The organism is Streptococcus sp. A69, from assembly GCF_058556195.1.
The window spans coordinates 94,632-114,710 of record NZ_JBZUJU010000002.1 but is presented as its reverse complement, the minus strand read 5'-3'; the positions used below and the strand labels follow the sequence as shown (position 1 = coordinate 114,710).

Annotated in this window: 20 protein-coding genes; 3 read left to right on the top strand and 17 right to left on the bottom strand. The window is 42.1% G+C overall.

Annotated elements, in window-relative coordinates; genetic code table 11:
- The first annotated feature begins 72 nt into the window (after positions 1-72).
- Positions 73-642: an MptD family putative ECF transporter S component gene (locus AC4ME5_RS04560; protein ID WP_007520842.1), complete on the top strand. Its 570-nt coding sequence runs from the start codon at positions 73-75 to the stop codon at positions 640-642.
- Between the two features lie 174 nt (positions 643-816).
- Here the strand turns inward: AC4ME5_RS04560 and dltD are convergent, their stop codons facing one another.
- From dltD to tsaB, 15 genes are all read right to left on the bottom strand, one after another.
- On the bottom strand, positions 817-1,989 hold the full coding sequence (gene dltD / locus AC4ME5_RS04555) for a D-alanyl-lipoteichoic acid biosynthesis protein DltD (protein WP_000593504.1): 1,173 nt from the start codon (positions 1,987-1,989) through the stop codon (positions 817-819).
- Positions 1,990-2,036: 47 nt separating this feature from the next.
- Positions 2,037-3,191, bottom strand: a complete 1,155-nt coding sequence (gene dltB, locus AC4ME5_RS04550; protein ID WP_491800174.1) for a D-alanyl-lipoteichoic acid biosynthesis protein DltB — start codon at positions 3,189-3,191, stop codon at positions 2,037-2,039.
- Positions 3,192-3,351: 160 nt separating this feature from the next.
- Positions 3,352-4,044, bottom strand: a complete 693-nt coding sequence (locus AC4ME5_RS04545) for a methionine ABC transporter permease (protein ID WP_000137507.1) — start codon at positions 4,042-4,044, stop codon at positions 3,352-3,354.
- Between the two features lies 1 nt (position 4,045).
- Positions 4,046-5,107 carry a methionine ABC transporter ATP-binding protein gene (locus tag AC4ME5_RS04540; protein ID WP_096421553.1) on the bottom strand — a complete coding sequence of 354 codons (1,062 nt, stop codon included), beginning with the start codon at positions 5,105-5,107 and terminating at the stop codon, positions 4,046-4,048.
- Positions 5,100-6,473, bottom strand: coding sequence for a M20 family metallopeptidase (locus tag AC4ME5_RS04535; RefSeq protein ID WP_491800172.1), 1,374 nt, complete (start codon positions 6,471-6,473; stop codon positions 5,100-5,102). Before AC4ME5_RS04535 ends, AC4ME5_RS04540 begins: the two co-directional genes overlap by 8 nt.
- A 118-nt stretch (positions 6,474-6,591) precedes the next feature.
- The gene (locus AC4ME5_RS04530; RefSeq protein ID WP_007520850.1) at positions 6,592-7,446 is read right to left on the bottom strand and encodes a MetQ/NlpA family ABC transporter substrate-binding protein; all 855 of its coding nucleotides are present in this window, start codon (positions 7,444-7,446) and stop codon (positions 6,592-6,594) included.
- A 154-nt stretch (positions 7,447-7,600) separates the two neighbouring features.
- Positions 7,601-8,431: an amino acid ABC transporter substrate-binding protein gene (locus AC4ME5_RS04525; RefSeq protein ID WP_000724973.1), complete on the bottom strand. Its 831-nt coding sequence runs from the start codon at positions 8,429-8,431 to the stop codon at positions 7,601-7,603.
- Between the two features lie 103 nt (positions 8,432-8,534).
- On the bottom strand, positions 8,535-8,858 hold the full coding sequence (locus AC4ME5_RS04520) for an AzlD domain-containing protein (RefSeq protein ID WP_000253936.1): 324 nt from the start codon (positions 8,856-8,858) through the stop codon (positions 8,535-8,537).
- Positions 8,848-9,543, bottom strand: coding sequence for an AzlC family ABC transporter permease (locus AC4ME5_RS04515; protein WP_081730819.1), 696 nt, complete (start codon positions 9,541-9,543; stop codon positions 8,848-8,850). Before AC4ME5_RS04515 ends, AC4ME5_RS04520 begins: the two co-directional genes overlap by 11 nt.
- A 158-nt stretch (positions 9,544-9,701) precedes the next feature.
- The gene (locus AC4ME5_RS04510) at positions 9,702-10,928 is read right to left on the bottom strand and encodes an MFS transporter (RefSeq protein WP_491800168.1); all 1,227 of its coding nucleotides are present in this window, start codon (positions 10,926-10,928) and stop codon (positions 9,702-9,704) included.
- 70 nt (positions 10,929-10,998) lie between these two features.
- Positions 10,999-11,664: a CPBP family intramembrane glutamic endopeptidase gene (locus AC4ME5_RS04505; RefSeq protein ID WP_491800166.1), complete on the bottom strand. Its 666-nt coding sequence runs from the start codon at positions 11,662-11,664 to the stop codon at positions 10,999-11,001.
- Between the two features lie 115 nt (positions 11,665-11,779).
- A complete protein-coding gene (locus AC4ME5_RS04500) occupies positions 11,780-12,643 on the bottom strand; it encodes an XRE/MutR family transcriptional regulator (protein WP_491800164.1) in 864 nt (287 codons plus the stop codon).
- A gap of 103 nt (positions 12,644-12,746) precedes the next feature.
- Entirely contained in the window at positions 12,747-13,757 is a 1,011-nt protein-coding gene (gene tsaD, locus AC4ME5_RS04495) for a tRNA (adenosine(37)-N6)-threonylcarbamoyltransferase complex transferase subunit TsaD (protein ID WP_491800162.1), read from the bottom strand.
- Positions 13,747-14,184 (bottom strand): ribosomal protein S18-alanine N-acetyltransferase, encoded by a 438-nt coding sequence (gene rimI, locus AC4ME5_RS04490; RefSeq protein ID WP_491800161.1) that lies wholly within the window; start codon positions 14,182-14,184, stop codon positions 13,747-13,749. The genes tsaD and rimI overlap by 11 nt, the downstream gene beginning before the upstream one ends.
- A complete protein-coding gene (tsaB, locus tag AC4ME5_RS04485; protein WP_386704984.1) occupies positions 14,181-14,864 on the bottom strand; it encodes a tRNA (adenosine(37)-N6)-threonylcarbamoyltransferase complex dimerization subunit type 1 TsaB in 684 nt (227 codons plus the stop codon). Before tsaB ends, rimI begins: the two co-directional genes overlap by 4 nt.
- Positions 14,865-15,666: 802 nt before the next feature.
- On the opposite strand from tsaB, the gene AC4ME5_RS04480 reads away from it, so the two are divergent.
- Both AC4ME5_RS04480 and rnjA read left to right on the top strand, forming a co-directional pair.
- Positions 15,667-15,900 (top strand): DNA-dependent RNA polymerase subunit epsilon, encoded by a 234-nt coding sequence (locus AC4ME5_RS04480; RefSeq protein ID WP_000639585.1) that lies wholly within the window; start codon positions 15,667-15,669, stop codon positions 15,898-15,900.
- Position 15,901: 1 nt separating this feature from the next.
- Positions 15,902-17,581, top strand: coding sequence for a ribonuclease J1 (rnjA, locus tag AC4ME5_RS04475; protein ID WP_070569451.1), 1,680 nt, complete (start codon positions 15,902-15,904; stop codon positions 17,579-17,581).
- Positions 17,582-17,618: 37 nt separating this feature from the next.
- On the opposite strand, the gene mnmG is transcribed toward rnjA, so the two are convergent.
- Both mnmG and AC4ME5_RS04465 read right to left on the bottom strand, forming a co-directional pair.
- Positions 17,619-19,532, bottom strand: a complete 1,914-nt coding sequence (gene mnmG / locus AC4ME5_RS04470; RefSeq protein WP_491800157.1) for a tRNA uridine-5-carboxymethylaminomethyl(34) synthesis enzyme MnmG — start codon at positions 19,530-19,532, stop codon at positions 17,619-17,621.
- A gap of 8 nt (positions 19,533-19,540) precedes the next feature.
- Positions 19,541-19,996, bottom strand: a complete 456-nt coding sequence (locus tag AC4ME5_RS04465; protein ID WP_491800155.1) for an NUDIX hydrolase — start codon at positions 19,994-19,996, stop codon at positions 19,541-19,543.
- Between the last annotated feature and the right edge of the window lie 83 nt (positions 19,997-20,079).

The following is a 20,079-nucleotide window of genomic DNA, read 5'->3' as shown; positions in this document are numbered from 1 at the left end:
TAGAGTTCTCATTTACAATCCTTAAAAAGCGTGATACAATTGGTTTTGTTAGTTTGCATCAAGGAGATCCTCATGAAGAAAAATATCTTAACCACCCTCTTAGCCGCCGTCCTCTACTTTCTCTGTGTGGGGATTGGAGTCTTCCTAGGACACCTGGTCGACCAGACAGGTAATATGTTCTACGCACCTGCCTTTTCTGCCCTTGTCGGTGGCAGTGTCTACATGCTTCTTTTGACGAAGGTCCCTCGTTTTGGCGCTATCACCACTTTAGGTCTTTTTATGGCACTTTTTTTCCTAGCTAGCAAACATGGTGCTGGTACCTTTCTTCCAGGTATCATCTGTGGTCTTGCAGCAGATGCCATCGCTCGTCTCGGTAACTACAAAGATCGAATCAAAAACACCCTCTCCTTCTTCGTCTTTGCTTTCAGCACAAGTGGCCCTATCCTCCTCATGTGGATCAGCCCCAAAGCTTACGTGGCCACCTTACTCGCGCGTGGAAAATCCCAAGAATACATTGACCGTATCATGGTCGCTCCAGAGTTGGACAAAATCCTTCTCTTTGTCATAAGTATCCTCCTAGGCGCCTTGATGGGAGCTGTTATTGGCCAATTTCTAAGTCAAAAAATAGCTGATAAACTATAAGCTAAAGGCCCTGAAGACTAGCAATGCCTAGTTCCAGGGCCTTTTTGTATACAATCCTAAAATTCACTATAGATAAATTCTTGAATATTCGAAAAATCGGTCACAAAACAGTAAATCACGATGCTTAAGATAACCGTATAGAAAAATAGTGTCCACAAGATTAAACGCTGTGTGTTAGTTAGCTTGGTTTGCAAATTTGTAAAGTTCTTTTTCAACTTCCATCCATCCTTTCACTCCAACGTGCATCACGTCAAATAAAAAGTAATCATCATACTCTCTGTTTCCATAGTTTAGTACCGTTGCACCATGGCTTTTTGCGACATCTTCTATTTTTTTATAAGTTTTTTCTCGCATTTCTCTTGAGACACCAGTGTAGTCGTTCCATTTCCCGTTTACTGGGAAAATAATAACCTCAACTTCAATGCCCAATTCCTTAGCAACTGTCAAGAAAAGTTCCATATCTGAATATTCTGGTGACTCTAGGTAACTCAAATCTTTATTAGAATCTTTCAGTGATGCATAGCGGTCTTTTAAGTAAGTATTGTAGTAGTTATTATCAACAGCATAGTCATTATTGTCTGTTTTCTTTTTGACCTCTTCCACAAACTGATCCGTCATCTTCTGCCAATCATAGTCTGGGGTTTTGTCTCCTAGCGAAGGATAATCTGATTTGGCATGCTTTTGATAAAAAGTCTGTTTGAGCTTAAAGGAATACATCGCGTTATCTAACTCTAATAGTTTTTTATCAACAATAGTTCCTTTTCCATCTATGAAATAACTTTTATATTTTTTATAGATGTCATTTTGTTGCTTGTTTCCCTTGGTGATTTCAATAATACGATTGATCAGTTTTTCTTTCGTTTCCTTACTAATCTTGTCATTATCTAGCATGTGGAAAATATGTTCCTGAGAAGCCTTGTTCAAAAAGGCATCTTGATGGGTCCCATCTTTTTCAAACCACTGAACCGACTCTACTATAGCTACTTTTCGCTTACTCATAGATCCTTCAATAGAGCCCAAGGTCGTAGCCTGAATGATGTTTTGAGAATAACTAGTCCCAATCTGCATGATATTAAAATCGTTGTAGTTAAAAATTTTATTTGGATGATAGTCTTCATTTATCGTCGCAACCAACTCTGAAGAACCCATTAGAACCAGTGTATTGGGGGTGATATTGCTTGTTATAATATCTCTACTTTTATACTTTTCATACGAGGTGCTATAACGAATACTGTTATCCTTGACTTTATAATAATCATCAATCTTCTTGACATACGTCACATTTAAAAGGGCAAGCGTCGCAATTACGAGCACAAGCGATAGTAAAAATGCTTTTAATTTAATCATCTCGTTTTATCCTATCCCTTCGATCTAGCCGATTTCTTTTCAATCTCTTATCTCTTTAAAATCGTAAGCAAGATTTTATAGGGTTCACCTGAAAAGATAAAGAAACCAATCATAACCAAATTCATGGTCACAAACCAACTTAGTAGCTTATACCAGTTTTTGTTTTTATTTTTCTTATAAAAATTGCTTTTCTTTTGATACACTTCAAATCCAGCCATCAAGACACCATGGTAAAAACCATAGACAATGTAACTAACACTAAGACCATGCCAAAAACCCATGACCAACATATTGACCATATAGGCATAGGTTGCATTGTGTAGTCTATTTTTAAACCATTTTTTCCTGATAACCTGCATCAATACTCTTGAAAATACAAAATCTCTCAACCAAGTCGACAAGGTGATATGCCATCTGGTCCAGAAATCCTTGATATCAACACTCAAGAAAGGTTTGTTAAAGTTCATCGGTGTCTGAATACCTAGAATGTTACTACTTCCAACGGCCATTAGACTATAGCCTGCGAAGTCAAAGAACAGATACAAGGTATAGAGGTACATATACTTGATTGAGTAAACGACTGTGCCAGTATTATTTAGAGCGAGTAACATCTGGTAAACATAGGTTGATAAAACAACCTTATAAAGAAGGCCTAGAACGATACGATACACACCGTCCCCTGCTAACTCTAGATACTCTTTTCGGGGCATGACCTCGTTTATCTCTTTTAAAAATCTCCTACTCCGATCAATCGGACCAGCACTAACTGTTGGAAAAAAGAGCAAAAACTGTAGATAATCTTTTACACTGATTTTTTCTTTGATCAAGCCATCCGATATCTCTAGCATGATCTGAATGGTCTTAAAGGACATGTAAGAAATTCCAATAAAGGCCAACAAATGCAGAGAAGTCAGGGCAAAGACTTTATTGATTACCAAAGGAAGAATGGAAAGGAAAACCAGTGGTTTCAGCCGCTTTACCTCTATCCTCTGTGCTAGAAAAACCAGAAAATACTGGTAAACGACAAAGGCGAGCAAATATACCATCATCGCTCGACTCTTACCATAGATAGCTCCTGCAAATAAGAGGGAGAGCGTCAAAATATAGTAGTCCTTACGTTTTTCAAAAAAGTTTACCACAAAACCAATCAGTAAAACTACAAACAAGAGAAGGAAAAACTCATTCCCCTCGAAATAATTCATACCAGACAAACTCCTTTACATTATCATCCCTCCTACAGCAAACTTTCCGATTTGCTAATTGAGAGGCCTTTCTTTATTATAGCATATTTCTAAAAAGAAACTTTACTCTTCTTGCATTTCGGTAAGAAAACAAAAAGGAGTCCCGTTGGGCTCCTTCCATTTATTTATGACTTAATTTCTTGGTCAAGAAATCTCCCAAGAATTGGATTGTAAAGATAATCAAGATGATAATGATGGTTGCCAAGATAGTCACATCGTGATTGTAGCGGTTAAATCCATAAGCGATGGCTACGTTACCAATACCACCAGCTCCGACCGCTCCCGCCATAGCTGTTTCCCCAACAAGGGAAATCAAGGTCACAGTCGTCACACGAATCAAATCTGGCAAACCTTCTGATAGGTAAACACCCACGATGTCCCAGAATGTCGCTCCACTAGCCTGCGCCGCCTCAATGACACCACCATCCAGCTCAGCCAAGACCACCTGCACCTGACGGGCAAAGAAGGCAAAGACTGCAAAAGAAAGTGGGACAAGGGCTGCATTTGGCCCGATACTAGTCTTTACAATCAAGTGAGACAGTGGCGACATGATTGCCAAGAGGATGATGAAAGGAACCGCACGGAAAATAGAGGTAATCTTGTCTAAAATCCAAAAGATAACCTTATTTTCCAAGACACCGCCTGGTGCTGTCAAGACGAGGAAAAGACCTGCAACAAGCCCCAAGAACCCTCCAATAATGAAGGAAAGAACTGTCATATAAAGGGTTAGATAAATGGCTGTTCCCCAGCCTGCTTGACCAGCCCAGCCCATCTTATAGACATTTGGTAAGTAAGTTTGAATCAACTCTGTCATTCTACTGTCCTCCCTTCAATACTTTTAACTGGACACCCGCTTGACGGATAGCTTCTTGAGCACCTGCTAGCGCTGCTTTTTCACCTGACAAGACCACAACCAATTCTCCAACAGGAGTGCTATCGAGAATTTCGATATTTCCATAAAGGATATTAGCCGTTACTTGGTAATGTTTGTACAATTCATTCAAAAGTGGCTCGTCTGTCGAAGCCCCTGCATACTTGAGCTGCACTAAGATACTGTTCTCAGATAAATGCTCTACGATTTCTTGCTTCTCAATCTTGACCATGGCTTCGTCAATACCTGTTGCAGTAGAGATGAAGTCTTGGGTCAAAGATTGTTTAGGGTCTGAGAAGATTTCAAGGACACTACCCTCTTCAATCAAACGGCCATCCTGCATGACTGCCACACGATTAGCAATGTCTTTGACAATCTGCATTTCGTGTGTAATCAAAACAACAGTCAAACCTAATTTTTGGTTCAAATCTTGCAATAAGGTCAAAATCTGCTTGGTTGTCTTAGGGTCAAGAGCAGACGTTGACTCATCTGAAATCAAGATTTTTGGATCATTGGCCAAGGCACGCGCAATGGCCACACGCTGTTTTTGCCCTCCTGATAGTTGTGAAGGGTAGTTTTCAGCACGATCCGCCAAGCCAACCAAGTCTAACAACTTAGCTACTTTGGCCTTCTTTTCTTCCTTGCTGAGTCCAGAGTGTTTAAGGGCAAAGGCTACATTTTCCTCTGCCGTCTTTTGACTCATCAGGTTAAAATGCTGGAAAATCATCCCGATATCCTGACGTTTACGACGCAGCTGCTCTGCCGTCAAGGTCACCTTGCCATCAAAAATGACGTCGTTATCAATGGTAATTTTTCCTGCAGATGGCTTTTGCAAGAGGTTAATCACCCGTACAAGGGTTGATTTCCCTGCTCCAGAATATCCAACGATTCCGTAGATATCCCCTTCTTGGATGTGAATAGTCACATCTTTGACCGCTGTGATGGTTCTTTTCTTTTGGTGAAAAGTCACATCGATCTGATCTAACTTGATAATATCTCTACTCATAGCTTCTAATCAGCTCCTCTACTAATTCAATATGGGTGTAGTAATCGGCGATTCGCACGTTTTCATCTCCACCATGGTCTCGGCTATTGGCATTTCCTAGACCGAAGGCCACCATTGGTACCTCTAGGACATCAAAGACCGTATGCATAGGTCCTGTCCCTGCTGTAGTCGGCAAGACTGAAACGCCCTGTGGATAGAATTTTTTGGCCAATTCGATCACATTGAGAATGGCTGGTGCGCTCATATCGCTTCGATAGCTCATCTCTCCCAAGGTATAGTATAATTCTACCTTATCAAAGCCATTTTTGTCTAGCTGTTTCCGAATTTTTTCCAGGACATTGTGCGGTTCTAGGCCAGGAACCAAACGAACCTCTAGTTTAGCACTGGCTTCTGCTGGCAAAATCGTTTTAACGCCTTTCCCTTGATAGCCTGACTGAATCCCTTCGATATTAAGGGCTGGCTCAAAAAAGAAACGTTTTAGGAAGGCTACACGATCCTCTTGTAAGAGAGGCAATTCCAAACCATAAATGCGACTAATTTCCCCTGGATTTCGTTGGGCGTAAGTATCCACCAAGGCCAATTCTCGTTCATTCGGCTCTTGGACATCCTCATACAAGCCTTCGACCAAGATACGACCATCTGCAGCACGAAGAGACTGTAAGGCTTGAAGGAGATACCAAGGAGCTGATTCCACAACTCCACCATAACTAGAGTGGATATCGACATCAGCGCTTTTTACCTTGGCATCAAAGGTCACAATCCCCTTGTTCCCACCAGAGATTTCTAGCTGCTCCAAGGCGTTCTTGGTCCCTTGTTCCCAGACTAGCAAGTCCGCCCCACGAAGTTTGTCTGCATGTTTCTCTAAATACTTATCTAGATCCATAGAAGCGGATTCCTCCGCTCCCTCCATGATAAAGCTGATATTGACAGGCAGGTCATCATGGTGCTGCATATACTTTCTCAGAGCACTCAAACGAGCCGTGATATGGCCCTTGTCGTCGTCAACCCCACGCCCATACATAAAGCCATTTCGCACAGAAAGGGTAAAAGGATCCTCTGTCCACACCTGGTCACCATCCGCCGGCACAGTGTCATAGTGGTTATAGAAGATCAAGGTCTTGGCATCCGGACGCGAACTCTTGAAATGCGCCATGATAAAGGGAGCCGTGTAGCTCTCATCAATCTCCACTTCAGCCCCCACACGCTTGAAAATCTCACCCAGATAGTTTGCGACTTCCTTGAGTCCAACCTGCTGGGCAAAGACTGATTTCTTGGAAATTAAGGTGCGCAAGACTTCAAAATAATGTTGGGCCACATGATCCTTCTCAAATTTTTCAATCTGCTCTTGTTCGCTAGGAAAAACCATTTTCTCTCTCTTTCTACTACGTACTTGCGTCTTCAAAACGACAACAAGTTCCTCTTTAAAATCAACTCTCTATACAAAAGCAAGAGGTGGAAACTCTCTCCCACCTCCCTGTGTCTTATTACCAAACTGGTTGGTCCAAACCGTCTGATGTTTCTTCGATGACTTTTCTCACTTCATCAGTGTGGTAAGCCGCGATAATTTTCTTGATGGCATCCGCTTTAGGTGATGATTCCCAATCTTTTTTCGCAACGATGATGTTGTACCATTGTTTTGAATTTTCATCAGCTTGTTCTTTGAAGAGTGCTTTCTTGTAGTCCAATTTTGCTTCTGTAACGAAGGTATTGTTTACAACGGCAGCATCAACTGATGACAATGAACGAGCTGTTTGGCTAGCGTCCAATTCAGTAATCTTCAAGTTCTTTGGATTTTCTGTGATGTTAGCAACTGTTGCTAGAGCAGTTCCAGAAACATCCAATTTGATCAAACCAGCTGATTGAAGCAAGTAAAGCGCACGGCTTTCGTTTGTTGCATCGTTTGGTACGGCGATTTCACCGTTATCTGGGATTTCTTCCACTTTAGTGTACTTGTTTTCTTCTCCATTTTTACCTGAGTAAAGGCGGATTGGTGAGATGTAAGTATCTGCAATCGCTACAAGGTCTTTCCCGTTTTCTTTGTTCCAGTTGTTCAAGAAGTTGTAGTGTTGGAAAGCGTTCAAGTCAACTTCGCCGTCAGCAGTTGCCTTGTTTGGTTGAGAGTAGTCAGTAAACTCTGTGAATTCCAATTTAATTCCATCTTTTTCAACCAACTCTTGAATCTTGTCCCAACGTGCTTCTTCAGAACCACTACGGTTAACTGTTGCGATTTTAACAACTGTTTCGTTGTCTGCTTTCTTTTCTGAATTTCCGCAAGCTGCTAGAGTCAAACCTGCGACTGTAGCAAGAGCTGCTACACCGAGCCATTTTTTGATTTTCATGATTCTATCTCCTTTAAAAATAATACCGTACTAGTATCTCATACTTTATTTGATTTAGCAAATTGTTATTAGATAGGCAGACATATAGTTTGAAACTATATACCTAAAAATTGAGAAATCATCCGCCTTTCTCAGACTGGATGATTTCATACGACTATTTAATATCAGCTTCTGCTGGGAGATAAGTGTCTCCGAAGAACTGTTTAGACAACTTTTCAAGAGTTCCGTCTTTGTAGAGTTCTTGGATACGTTTGTCTACAAATGTTTTCAACTCATCTTGACCTTTAGCAAGAAGTGGGTAAACGTAAGGTTGTTGGTCGCTTGGAAGTTCAATGACTTTCAAGTTGTCCAAACCTTGGTCCTTGATGACTGTTTCAACACCGATTTTATCAAAAATCTTGTAGTCAAACTGGCCATCGCTCAAGCGTCCCATGATTTGTTGGAAGTCCGCTTTAGTATACTTTAGGACAGTTGGATTATCTGAATGTTGTTTGTTGTAGTCTTCTAGCTGTTTAGCAGAAGTTGTCCCTTGAACAACTTCTGTTGATTTTCCACCGATATCATCAAGCGATTTGATGCTAGGGTCATCTTTTTTCACTACAAGAACGTTAGGGTTTTTAGCAGTTGGAGCTGCATAAAGGTATTTTTCAGCACGTTCTTTAGTGTAGCTGATGTTGCTAACAGCCATATTGTAACGGTCAGCATCAAGTCCTGCAAAGACTCCTGACCACTCTGTCTTCTCAAACTTGACATCATACTTGTCAGAGTCTTTAAAGATAGCGCGAACCACTTCAATTTCGTAACCAGTCAATTCGCCATTTTCTTCATAGTTGAATGGTTTTGGTGTAGCATTAGTTGCAACGATAATTTCTTTCTTGCTAGCTGCTTCTCCCTCTTTTTTCGCACCACCTGAGCAAGCTGCTAACACACCTACAGCCACAAGTCCTAGAGCAGCAAGAGATGAGTATTTAACGATTTTTTTCATGTCATTTCCTCCAAAATAGAATACTTTACTATCTTAACAGAAAATATTTTTTTTTGCCATTATATGATATCTATCTCGGTGATAGGTTTTTTTTATGGCTGATTTAAAAGACCAGACGCAAGACTGCAATCAAGACTACCCCAAAAAGAACCGTACCTACTAGATTGCGGTAGCGAAAGGCTACCCAAGCCGTTGGAAAGACTGCTAAAAAGTCCAGCCATTTGATTTGAGGGAGACTGCCAACTTTGCCAGTCACTACGCTTGAAAGGATCAAGGCAAAGATAATGGAAACAGGCAAAAACTTCAAAAACCGCTCGACGATAGCTGGCAAGCCCTTGTACTTAACCAAGATGAAGGGAATCATACGGGGAATCCAAGTCACTAGGCCTGAAAAGATAACGGCTAACAAAAGATATTTACTGACCATCTAAGACCACCCCCATGGTACAACCTAGCAAGGTCGCAAACAAAACAGCTAGCGACTGAGACACTACTGTCAAGAGCAAAAAGAAGGACACCGCAACAACGGCTAGGATTAGTAGCAGATTCCGTACAGGAACCCGTCTTTGCATAATCTGAAATTGTGAAGTAAAAATCCCGATAAACATCCCAACAAGGGCAAAGTCCAAGCCAAAGACTTCAGGATTTGGAAGAAGGCCACCTAAAGCCGTCCCCGCCACTGTCCCAATAAACCAGGCTACATAACTATTGAGATTGTTCCCGTGCATCCACATAGGATGGACTTTATCTGTATGGGCTAATTCTCCCATCAAAACGCCATAGGTCTCATCTGTCAGGAGACTAGACATGCCGATATTTTGCCAGAGACTAGTATGACGGAAGTAGGTCGATGCATGCAAGCTCAGCAAAAAGAGTCGCAAGTTGATCAAAAAGACCGTCATAGCAATAGCTGCCACAGGCGCTTGTACCGCAATCAGTGCCAACATGGCAAACTGGGCGCTCCCGGCATAAACAAAGAGGCTCATCAAGCCCATCTCAACAGGTGTCACATAGGGCGCACCGATAATCCCACAAGCCAGACCGATACTAACATAGCCGAGGGCAGTCGGCATGGCCGCATGTACACCTTCCCAAAATCCTTTTTCTTTCATCCTTCTCCTCATATTTTCTCCAGTTGAGGCTGTTCATCATCACAGCCACAGCACGGACTATTATAACATATTCAAAGAAGAGAAAAAAGTCTGCTGATTTTGGCCGTCATAAAAAGACTGGCGATCCAGTCTCAAACACCTATTATACAAATTCTCCTCTAAATGCTCTCACGAATATTCAAGAGCATGACAAATGCGGTTAGGAGTAATAGCAATAGAATAAAGCTGACCGCTAGGACCCCAAAACTTGTAGCAATCGTTACGAAAACGATTGTGAATAGACTTGGTAAGACAACCGTAATAGCACCAATAGAGGATTGAACCGCTCCCATTGACTCCTCAGGTATTTGTTTAAAGACGAGTTCTTGCAATCTAGGAGAGAGTAACCCTGCGATGAAGGCATCCAAGGAGCTGAAAAGCAGAATCAAACCAAAATGAACTGTGGCAAATCCTACTAGAAGGAGTAACTGGATGACGACCGAAGCGTATAGAGCTGTTTTTATAGAAATCGTATTTTTCAGATAGCCACTTACAAGGCTTCCGACAATAAGTGCTAACAATTCTAGTGTTGATAACAAAGCGAGTGATTGACCAGTTTGTAAATCCAAAAACGGTTGGTTTCTTAAAAAAAGAGTTGAAATAGGAACAGTAACATTAATCACCGCTTGGCTGATAGAGACGATAAATAAAATGAAGATCACTCTATCCATATTCCAGATCAATTTTGATGATTGGAACAAATGCTGGCAAAACGATTTTATAGAAAGACCTTCTTGATAGCTAATTGTTTTTTCAACTTTCAAAAGATCATTTTTTATGAGAAGAATACCTACAAATGCTATCAGAAACGTCAGAGCGTTTAGCAAGGAAATGAACTGAATGGAAAGAATTCCTAGTAAAACCCCTCCTAGAATATTACTGATTGTCCGAACTAAACTAACTGTTGATTGTTTAAAGCCAATAGCTTCTGTCAGATGTTCTTTCCCAATGATTCTTATAAAAATAGGAGTAAGCATGGCTCCTGAAAAGTAACTCAATGTATCCGACAAAAGGTTCATTAAACAAATAAAGAATACAAGCCATAAGGAAAAGGGCTGCCCTGAAAGCGAAAGCGCCACTATAGAATAAAGTACAAATTTGACAAAACTAATAACCGTATACTTTAGAACACGATGGTGTTGAAAGTCAGCCAAAACTCCCATAAAAATTTGCAGAACTTGAGGAACAGTCTCTGAAATCGTAATGAGTAAAATTGCCAAGGGGGCAAACGAAGCGTCTGCCACATAATTCAAAAAAGCAAGATAAAAAATCGTATCCCCAACCGTTGAAATCCACTGGTTGATGGTTAATTGCCTAAAATCTCTATTTTGAATAAATACTTTCATCGCAACTCCTTTTTGAGTTCAAATGGGAAGTTCTCCCCAAGGATAGACCGATATTGCCGAGCACCTAAAATTACAGCAACGGTAAAATTTGACCAATGCCATTGTAGACTATGTGCAGCCCAATAGGCCAATAAATGGACTTTGTCACTCTAAATAAGACTGCAAATATGAGACCGCCACCCATATATACGAAAAAGTCCGTCAAGACCCAACCGTGGTTACTAATGTGCAAGATTCCAAACAAAGCAGCCGAACCGAGCACATCCAGTCCCCACTTCTTCCCTTTTTCCAGAGCGGTCATCACCAACCCACGATAAATCATCTCTTCAAAAATAGGACCTGCAATCACAGGATAGAAAAAATACATCAAAAATGCTGTAGCTCCTGTAAAAGTAGGGACATCCAGTTGATAAGCAATTTCATTTTTGGTAGATGGGAAAAGATAAAATGTGACGAAATTCCAAATAACAAAAGCAAGAAGAGCTAAAAAGGAATAAAAAAGATAGGAACCTCTAAATTTTCGACTGTTAATTTTCTGCCATTTACCTGACCAAACCATAACAATAATAGCAAGCAGAACCACAAGAAAATTCAACAGCATATCCGACAAATAATAGGAAAAGTCGGATAGACCAGCAGCAAGATCGGTATGTAAAAGTAAACGAATGAAGAACTGGTCAGCAATGACAAGTAGAATAGTTACAAACAAGTAGTAGCGTGAGATTATCTTTTTCATTTTATTTTCTCCTATACTATGAAATAAAGACAGTATAACACGAAAAATGCCCTATTTTAGAAAATCGCATATTTGACATTTTTTCTTATAGAAATTTCATTTTTGCGATTGTTTGTTAATCGATAAGGTCTTTATATTGCTGTAAGCGTAGTTCAAAAAGAGCTGTTAATTGTGGATTTTCTAATACTTGTAGAGATTGGATAAAGTCTTCAATCTCTTTTTGATTACTTCCTTTGGTTTGAAGGAAAATGCTCAATTTCTTTAAATACTGCAATGATACTTTCTCGAAAACATCATATGGTCGGAGCATGCTCCCCAACTCGGCTTCAAAGATTGGGATATAGGAAAAAAGTTTGCGCTCCATGAGCTCTGAGATGATATTAAGATAACCACTTTTCATATACAATTGATTGTGTACTAACTCTTTAAATTCCTTGGATTTTTCGAGTAAAGAGGTAGATAAAAAGATCAAATCTTGATTACTCAAGAAGGGCATGGTATTGCAAAAAAGATAGAGTTCAAACCAGGTCCAAGATTCAATAGCATAGAGGTAAGTAGTCAAAAACTCGCTATCCTCCTCTTCTAGCAGATAGTTTTTATCCAAGGAATGAATGGCATCTTTGATCACAATAGCATTTAAACGACGATAGGTATGTGCCATCTGTTCTTGCTCGACTTCCTCTAATAGTTTCTCTAAGCCAGCTATATCTTGATGGGCAAAACGATTTACAACCTTTCGACCGATTCGCATATGTGGGGATTCCTGGTAATTATTAAGCTTGTGTCCAAACTCATCGAAGGTCACATTTATCCCTTGGATAGCTAGTATCAGTTTATCCGCAGACAGCATAGACTGCCCTAGTTCAAACTTAGATAGCTGGGATGCTGTTAGACCCTCACAAGCCACATCTGACTGCTTGAGCTTTCTCGCCAGCCGCAATTCCTTGTAAAATTCTCCCAATTCCATTCTCTCAATCATCTGAGCACCTCCTAATTTTTACATATTATATCATCATTTTTACAGTTATGTCAAAATATTCTGACATTTTTCGGAGTTAAAAAGCCAGCCTCTAGCTGACTCTTTATTCTATGGTATCAAAGGCGAGACTCGGTTTGGCATTGAGATCCAAGCCTGCAAAGTTTTCTTTGTTCCATTCGCTGACACTGGCATAGGCAATCATACCTGCATTATCCCCGCAGAGACGCAGGGGTGGAATGATGACCTTGACATCTGTGATTTCAGCTGCCAAGCGTTCTCTGAGACCTTTATTGGCTGCTACACCACCTGCCACAACTAGGGTTTTTACGGGATATTTTTCTAAAGCCTTCTTGGTTTTTGCCATGAGAATATCCATGACAGCAGCTTGGAAGGACGCACACAAGTCCTCTGTAGACAGGCTTTCTCCCTTTTGCTCAGCATTGTGGTGAAGATTGATAAAGGCAGACTTCAAACCTGAGAATGAAAACTCCAGATTATCTTCCTTGATCATAGCACGTGGGAAGTCATAAATATCCTGACCTTGATGAGCTAGCTCATCAATCTCGCGACCTGCTGGATAAGTCAAGCCCATGACACGGCCGACCTTATCATAAGCCTCCCCAACTGCATCGTCTCGTGTCTCCCCAACAATCTTGTAATCACCAGCCTCTGACACATAGACCAACTCGGTGTGTCCACCGCTGACCAAGAGAGCTAGCAAGGGGAACTCCAAAGGCTCCACACTCTGAGCTGCCATGAGGTGCCCAGCCATGTGGTTGACGGGGATAAGTGGCAGACCATGCGCCCAAGCAAAGGCCTTGGCAGCTGACAAGCCAACTAGTAGAGCTCCAACCAAGCCAGGTCCGTAGGTAACGGCAACGGCTGTCACATCTTCTTCTGTAATTCCTGCTTCTGCTAGAGCCTCCTCGATACAGGCTGTAATGACCTCGACATGGTGACGACTAGCTACTTCTGGCACTACGCCCCCAAAACGTTTGTGGCTCTCAATTTGACTAGCAATGATATTGGACAAGAGCTGGTCGTCGTTTTTTAAGACAGCGACACTGGTCTCATCACAGGATGTTTCAAATGCTAAAATATATCTATCCTTCATCTATTTCTCTCTTCATGATGATGGCATCCTCGACTGGGTCATGGTAATAGTCCTTTCTCTCAGCGATGATCGCCATCTTTTCTTTCTTGTAAAATGCTTGCGCTCGGTGATTTGACTTTCTGACTTCGAGGAAAATCTCCTTATCTGTCGGCAATGTTGCAAACAAGGCTGACGCAATTCCCTGACCCTGATAGGCTTTTTTGACAGCGATTTGCAAGACTTCTGCTTCAAAGTTATTCTCCTGAATTGCTAGAAATCCAATCACTTCTTCCCCATCATAAGCCAGAGCATACCAAGTCTGGTCTTGGGACAGGTCTGCTTGGATTTGTTCCAGCGTCCACGGACTGACTGGGTAAACATCTACCATAACAGCATAGATAGCTTGAGCTAAGTCAGGTTGCTGTTGGATTCGTTTGATCTTTATCATAGGCGTTTAATGTAGGACTCGCCAGACTCGGAGTGGTTCTTGAGCCAGTTTTCCTCAGCCTCAACACGTTTGAGGTAATTTGGCACAAAGTCGTGCAAGGAGTCTGCTTCCTTGTCCCAGGCCCAAAGAGCTAGATTAGCTGCATTTGGCAAGGTTTCTTGGTAGCTAGCTTGTGGTAGTTGTTCTTGGATTTGTTCCACAAAGGCTCCAACTTCTCCGACAAAGGTTACCTGTTCAGCATCCTTGACCTGCTCTAGCACTTCCGCAAAAGACAAGTGCGCTTCTGGCAAGACAGGCTGAGCATTTTCATAAAATCCTGCATAGACATTGTTACGACGTGCATCCATCAGGGGAACAAATAAGCCTTCTTGTTGGCGCGGTACCAGAGCCAAGAGGCTAGACATGCCAACTAACTCAATGTTCAGGGTATGAGCCAAGGTCTTGGCAGTTGCTACCGCGATTCGCAAACCTGTGTAGCTACCTGGTCCTTCAGCTACCACGATTCGATCCAAATCCTTGGGTGTCCAATCCAAACTTGCCATCAAAAAATCGATGGCTGGCATGAGGGTAATACTGTGATTCTTCTTAATATTAATCGTCGTCTCGGCAAGAACCTGCTTGTCCTCTAAAATAGCGAGAGAAAGAGCCTTGCTGGACGTATCAAAAGCTAATACTTTCATAACACATTCCTATCTTTTTGTCTGTTTACTATTATACTACAAAAGCCAGCGCATGGGAATTTTCTTTGTTTTGAAACAAAAGGACCTGCCAGTAAATGAGTAGCAAGGTGCAAAAAATTTTTTAGATTTTCTTATTTTTTCGAATAGAATAAGTGAAGGATAAAAAGGAAGGCTTTTCGTAAGAAATTTGGATCAATTATGCTAGATAAAAGACACATTTTTAGAAGGATGAATGTTATTTTCTTCATCTCTTATAGTTTGCTCATCATTTTCAATGATTTAAACATAATCGTTACACCCTTACCAGTTGATTCATCTATTTGCATTATTTTCTTTTTATGTTTTAACTCGATTTTTGCTGAGAAAAAAGAGGGAATTAAAGACAGCAAATTCTTTGACTCTTTTAACCATCAATGTTAAAATATAATTGCACACTGGTAGGAAATGCAGGTTGAATCTTTGATTCTTCGGGTTGCAAGTACTACCCCTGAAACTTTGGTTTCTAAAGAACTGAAATTGCGATTGAATAATTCGCCCCCAGTGTTGTTAGTAGGCTCTTGACTTCGGTTAAGGGCTTTTTCTTTTTTGCTCAAAACAATTTTATTTCATCTTGTCATCCAAGTTTTACGCTTTTGTCAGCCTTTACTTTCTCATTTTCCGTCTTTTACTAATTTTTCATTTTATGGTATAATTGAAATAATTGTAACGAATCAAGGTCAATCTAGACACAAAATGGAATGAAATCAAGCAAATCTCTGCTAAAAGTTTGGAATAAGCTGACCTGTAAATAGAAAGGAACTATATGATTTACAAAGTTTTTTATCAAGAAACAAAAGAACGTAGCCCACGTCGTGAAACAACACGCTCACTTTACCTAGACATCGATGCCAGCTCAGAACTTGAGGGCCGTATCGCTGCTCGCCAACTTGTCGAAGAAAACCGCCCAGAGTACAACATCGAATTCATCGAACTCTTGTCTGACAAATTGCTAGATTACGAAAAAGAAACTGGCGCTTTCGAGATTACGGAGTTCTAATATGGCCTACACTCTTAAACCTGAAGAAGTCGGCGTTTTTGCCATCGGTGGTCTGGGAGAAATCGGAAAAAACACATACGGAATTGAATACCAAGACGAGATTATTATCGTCGATGCTGGGATTAAATTCCCAGAAGATGACTTGCTGGGTATCGACTATGTCATTCCTGATTACTCTTACATCGTGGACAATATCGACCGCGTCAAGGCTGTTTTGATCACACACGGACACGAGGACCACATTGGTGGGATTCCTTTCCTGCTCAAGCAAGCAAATGTCCCTATCTACGCTGGACCACTTGCCTTAGCTTTGATCCGTGGAAAACTCGAAGAACACGGTCTCTTGCGCAACGCCAAACTTTACGAAATCAACCACAACACTGAGTTGACCTTTAAAAATCTCAAGGCAACTTTCTTTAGAACCACTCACTCTATTCCAGAGCCTTTGGGGATTGTCATTCATACCCCGCAAGGAAAAATCGTCTGTACGGGTGACTTTAAGTTTGACTTTACACCAGTTGGTGAACCAGCGGACTTGCACCGTATGGCAGCCCTTGGGGAAGAAGGCGTACTCTGTCTCCTGTCTGACTCGACGAATGCAGAAGTTCCAACCTTTACCAACTCTGAAAAAGTCGTTGGTCAGTCCATCATGAAGATTATCCAAGGCATCGAAGGACGCATCATCTTTGCATCCTTTGCCTCAAATATCTTCCGTCTCCAGCAAGCAACGGATGCTGCTGTTAAGACTGGACGCAAGATTGCGGTCTTTGGACGTTCGATGGAAAAGGCCATTGTCAACGGTATCGAACTTGGCTACATCAAAGCTCCTAAGGGAACCTTTATCGAGCCAAATGAAATCAAAGACTACCCTGCAGGCGAGGTTCTTATCCTCTGTACAGGTAGTCAAGGTGAGCCTATGGCTGCCCTCTCTCGTATCGCTAACGGAACCCACCGTCAGGTGCAACTCCAACCCGGCGATACCGTTATCTTCTCTTCTAGCCCAATCCCTGGAAACACCACTAGCGTCAACAAGTTGATTAACATTATCTCAGAAGCTGGTGTCGAAGTCATCCACGGAAAGATTAACAATATCCACACCTCTGGACACGGTGGTCAGCAAGAGCAAAAACTCATGCTCCGCTTGATTAAACCCAAATACTTCATGCCTGTCCATGGTGAATACCGTATGCAGAAAGTCCACGCTGGACTAGCGGTAGATACGGGTGTCGAGAAGGATAATATCTTTATCATGAGCAATGGTGATGTGCTTGCCCTTACTGCTAACTCTGCTCGTATCGCAGGCCACTTCAATGCCCAAGATATCTATGTCGATGGAAATCGTATCGGTGAAATCGGTGCGGCTGTCCTCAAAGACCGTCGTGATCTATCAGAAGACGGTGTCGTTCTAGCAGTCGCAACTGTTGACTTTAAGTCGCAGATGATTCTATCTGGACCAGATATCCTCAGCCGCGGCTTTGTCTACATGAGAGAATCTGGTGACTTGATTCGCCAAAGCCAGCGCATCCTCTTCAATGCCATTCGTATCGCATTGAAAAACAAAGATGCTAGCGTGCAATCTGTCAATGGTGCTATTGTCAACGCCATTCGCCCCTTCCTCTATGAAAATACAGAACGTGAACCGATCATCATCCCGATGATCCTCACACCAGATGAAGAATAAGTCAACAAAACAGCCCCGTCTTCGGAGCTGTTTTTCTCTATGCTTTCTTTTCTTGATTTTTAGAAATACTACGGTTTTTACCTTCCAAATAGACCATCAAAATAGAAATATCTGCTGGATTTACTCCCGAAATACGGCTGGCTTGGCCGATAGTTTCTGGATTGATGAGTTTAAACTTCTGGCGAGCTTCTGTCGCGATAGAATCAATATCATCCCAGTCGATATTGGCTGGAATCCGTTTTTCTTCCATGCGTTTCATCTTAGCAACCTGATCCATGGCTTTGGAAATATAGCCTTCGTACTTGATTTCTGTTTCAATCAATTCGATAATCTTGTCGTCCAAGTCCTCTGCTGCAGGTCCGATGAAAGCCACCACATCCTGGTAAGAAACTTCTGGACGGCGAAGGAATTCCTTGGCTGTCACCGCATCTGTCAACGGTTTGAAGCCCATCTCCTCAACCTTAGCATTGGTTTCCTTGACTGGCTTGAGTTTGATGCTGTCTAGACGCTTCATCTCATTGTCAAATTGATTTTTCTTGATTTCAAAGCGAGTCCAACGTTCATCGTCCACAAGGCCAATCTCGCGCCCCATCTCTGTCAAACGCATATCGGCATTGTCATGACGGAGGATGAGGCGGTATTCAGCACGACTGGTCAAGAGACGGTAGGGTTCAATAGTTCCCTTGGTCACCAAGTCGTCAATCATGACCCCGATATAGCCGTCACTTCGCTTCAAAATCAACTCAGGCTTGCCTTGGATTTTCAGAGCTGCGTTGATACCAGCAATAATCCCTTGACCTGCTGCTTCTTCGTAACCAGATGTACCATTTGTCTGACCAGCAGTGAAAAGACCTGAGATTTTCTTGGTTTCCAGAGTGGCACGTAACTGGTGAGGCAAGACCATGTCGTACTCGATAGCATAACCAGTTCGCATCATCTCAGCATTTTCCAAACCTTTGATAGAATGAACCAAGTCACGTTGGACATCCTCAGGCAGACTGGTTGAAAGACCTTGAACATAGACTTCCTCTGTATTGCGCCCTTCTGGCTCAAGGAAGAGTTGGTGGCGTTCCTTGTCCGCAAAGCGTACAATCTTATCCTCAATTGATGGACAGTAGCGAGGTCCCACTCCCTTGACCACACCTGTAAACATAGGCGCGCGGTGGAGGTTATTTTGGATAATCTCATGACTGGTACCGTTGGTGTAGGTCAACCAGCATGGCACTTGGTCTTTGACATAGTCCTCATCACAGGAAGTATAAGAGAAGTGATTTGGTGCCTCGTCTCCTGGCTGAATCTCTGTCACATCGTAGTTGATAGAAGAAGCCTTGACACGTGGAGGGGTTCCTGTCTTGAAACGACCAATTTCGAGCCCCAGTTCCTTGAGATTGTCAGCTAGGTTTATAGAAGCTAGACTATGGTTAGGACCTGACGAATACTTGAGGTCTCCGATAATGATTTCCCCACGGAGGGCAGTCCCTGTCGTCACGATAACCGCTTTGGCAGCATACTCTTGATGGGTCGCTGTACGAACACCGACGACCTTGCCATCTTCCACCAAAATCTCATCAATCATGGTTTGACGGAGAGTCAGATTTTCTTGATTTTCAACCGTCTTGCGCATTTCCTTAGAGTAAAGCTCCTTGTCAGCCTGCGCACGGAGGGCACGGACAGCTGGTCCCTTCCCTGTGTTGAGCATCTTCATCTGGATGTAAGTCTTGTCAATGTTCTTGGCCATTTCACCACCCAGGGCATCGACTTCACGCACGACAATCCCCTTGGCAGAACCACCGATAGAAGGGTTACAAGGCATGAAAGCCAGCATTTCAATGTTGATGGTCGCAAGCAAGACCTTGCAGCCCATTCGACTGGCAGCCAAGGAAGCCTCCACCCCAGCGTGTCCCGCACCGATTACAATAATATCGTATTCTTCCGTAAAATTATAAGTCATTTTCTCTCCTATTCCTCAAGATGAATGTGTCTTAGTTGGCCGTCCCAATCGGGTAGGGCTGTTTTTAAAAAGGCTGGAACGAGTTGAATATTCTGGAGCTGATCCAAATCAATCCACTCACAGGGCTGCGTTTTTTCATCTTCCTGCATGGTCAATGGGGCATCCTCAAGCAAGTTCACCAGATAATGAAACTCGATGTTGTGATAGGAAACACCGTCCTGTTCAAAACGATTCTCAACTACAAAGGCTAGTCGCCCAGCCTCAGCTTTGACACCCAGTTCTTCCCTCACTTCACGGACTACCGCTTCTTCCGTTCTTTCATTGACTTGGATCGCACCACCGATAGTGTAATATTTACCCTTGTCTTTGGTAACTAGGAGCTTGCCATTTTGGAGAATCAAGGCTGTCGCCCGAACACCAAAAACAGTATTTCCCACTTTTGTCCGAAAGTCTGGTTGAGTCATTTTTATCCTTTCCCTTAAACGACACAAAAACAGTCAAAACTCGTAAGAAGTGCAGGACAAAAAGACCTGCAACATCCATGAGC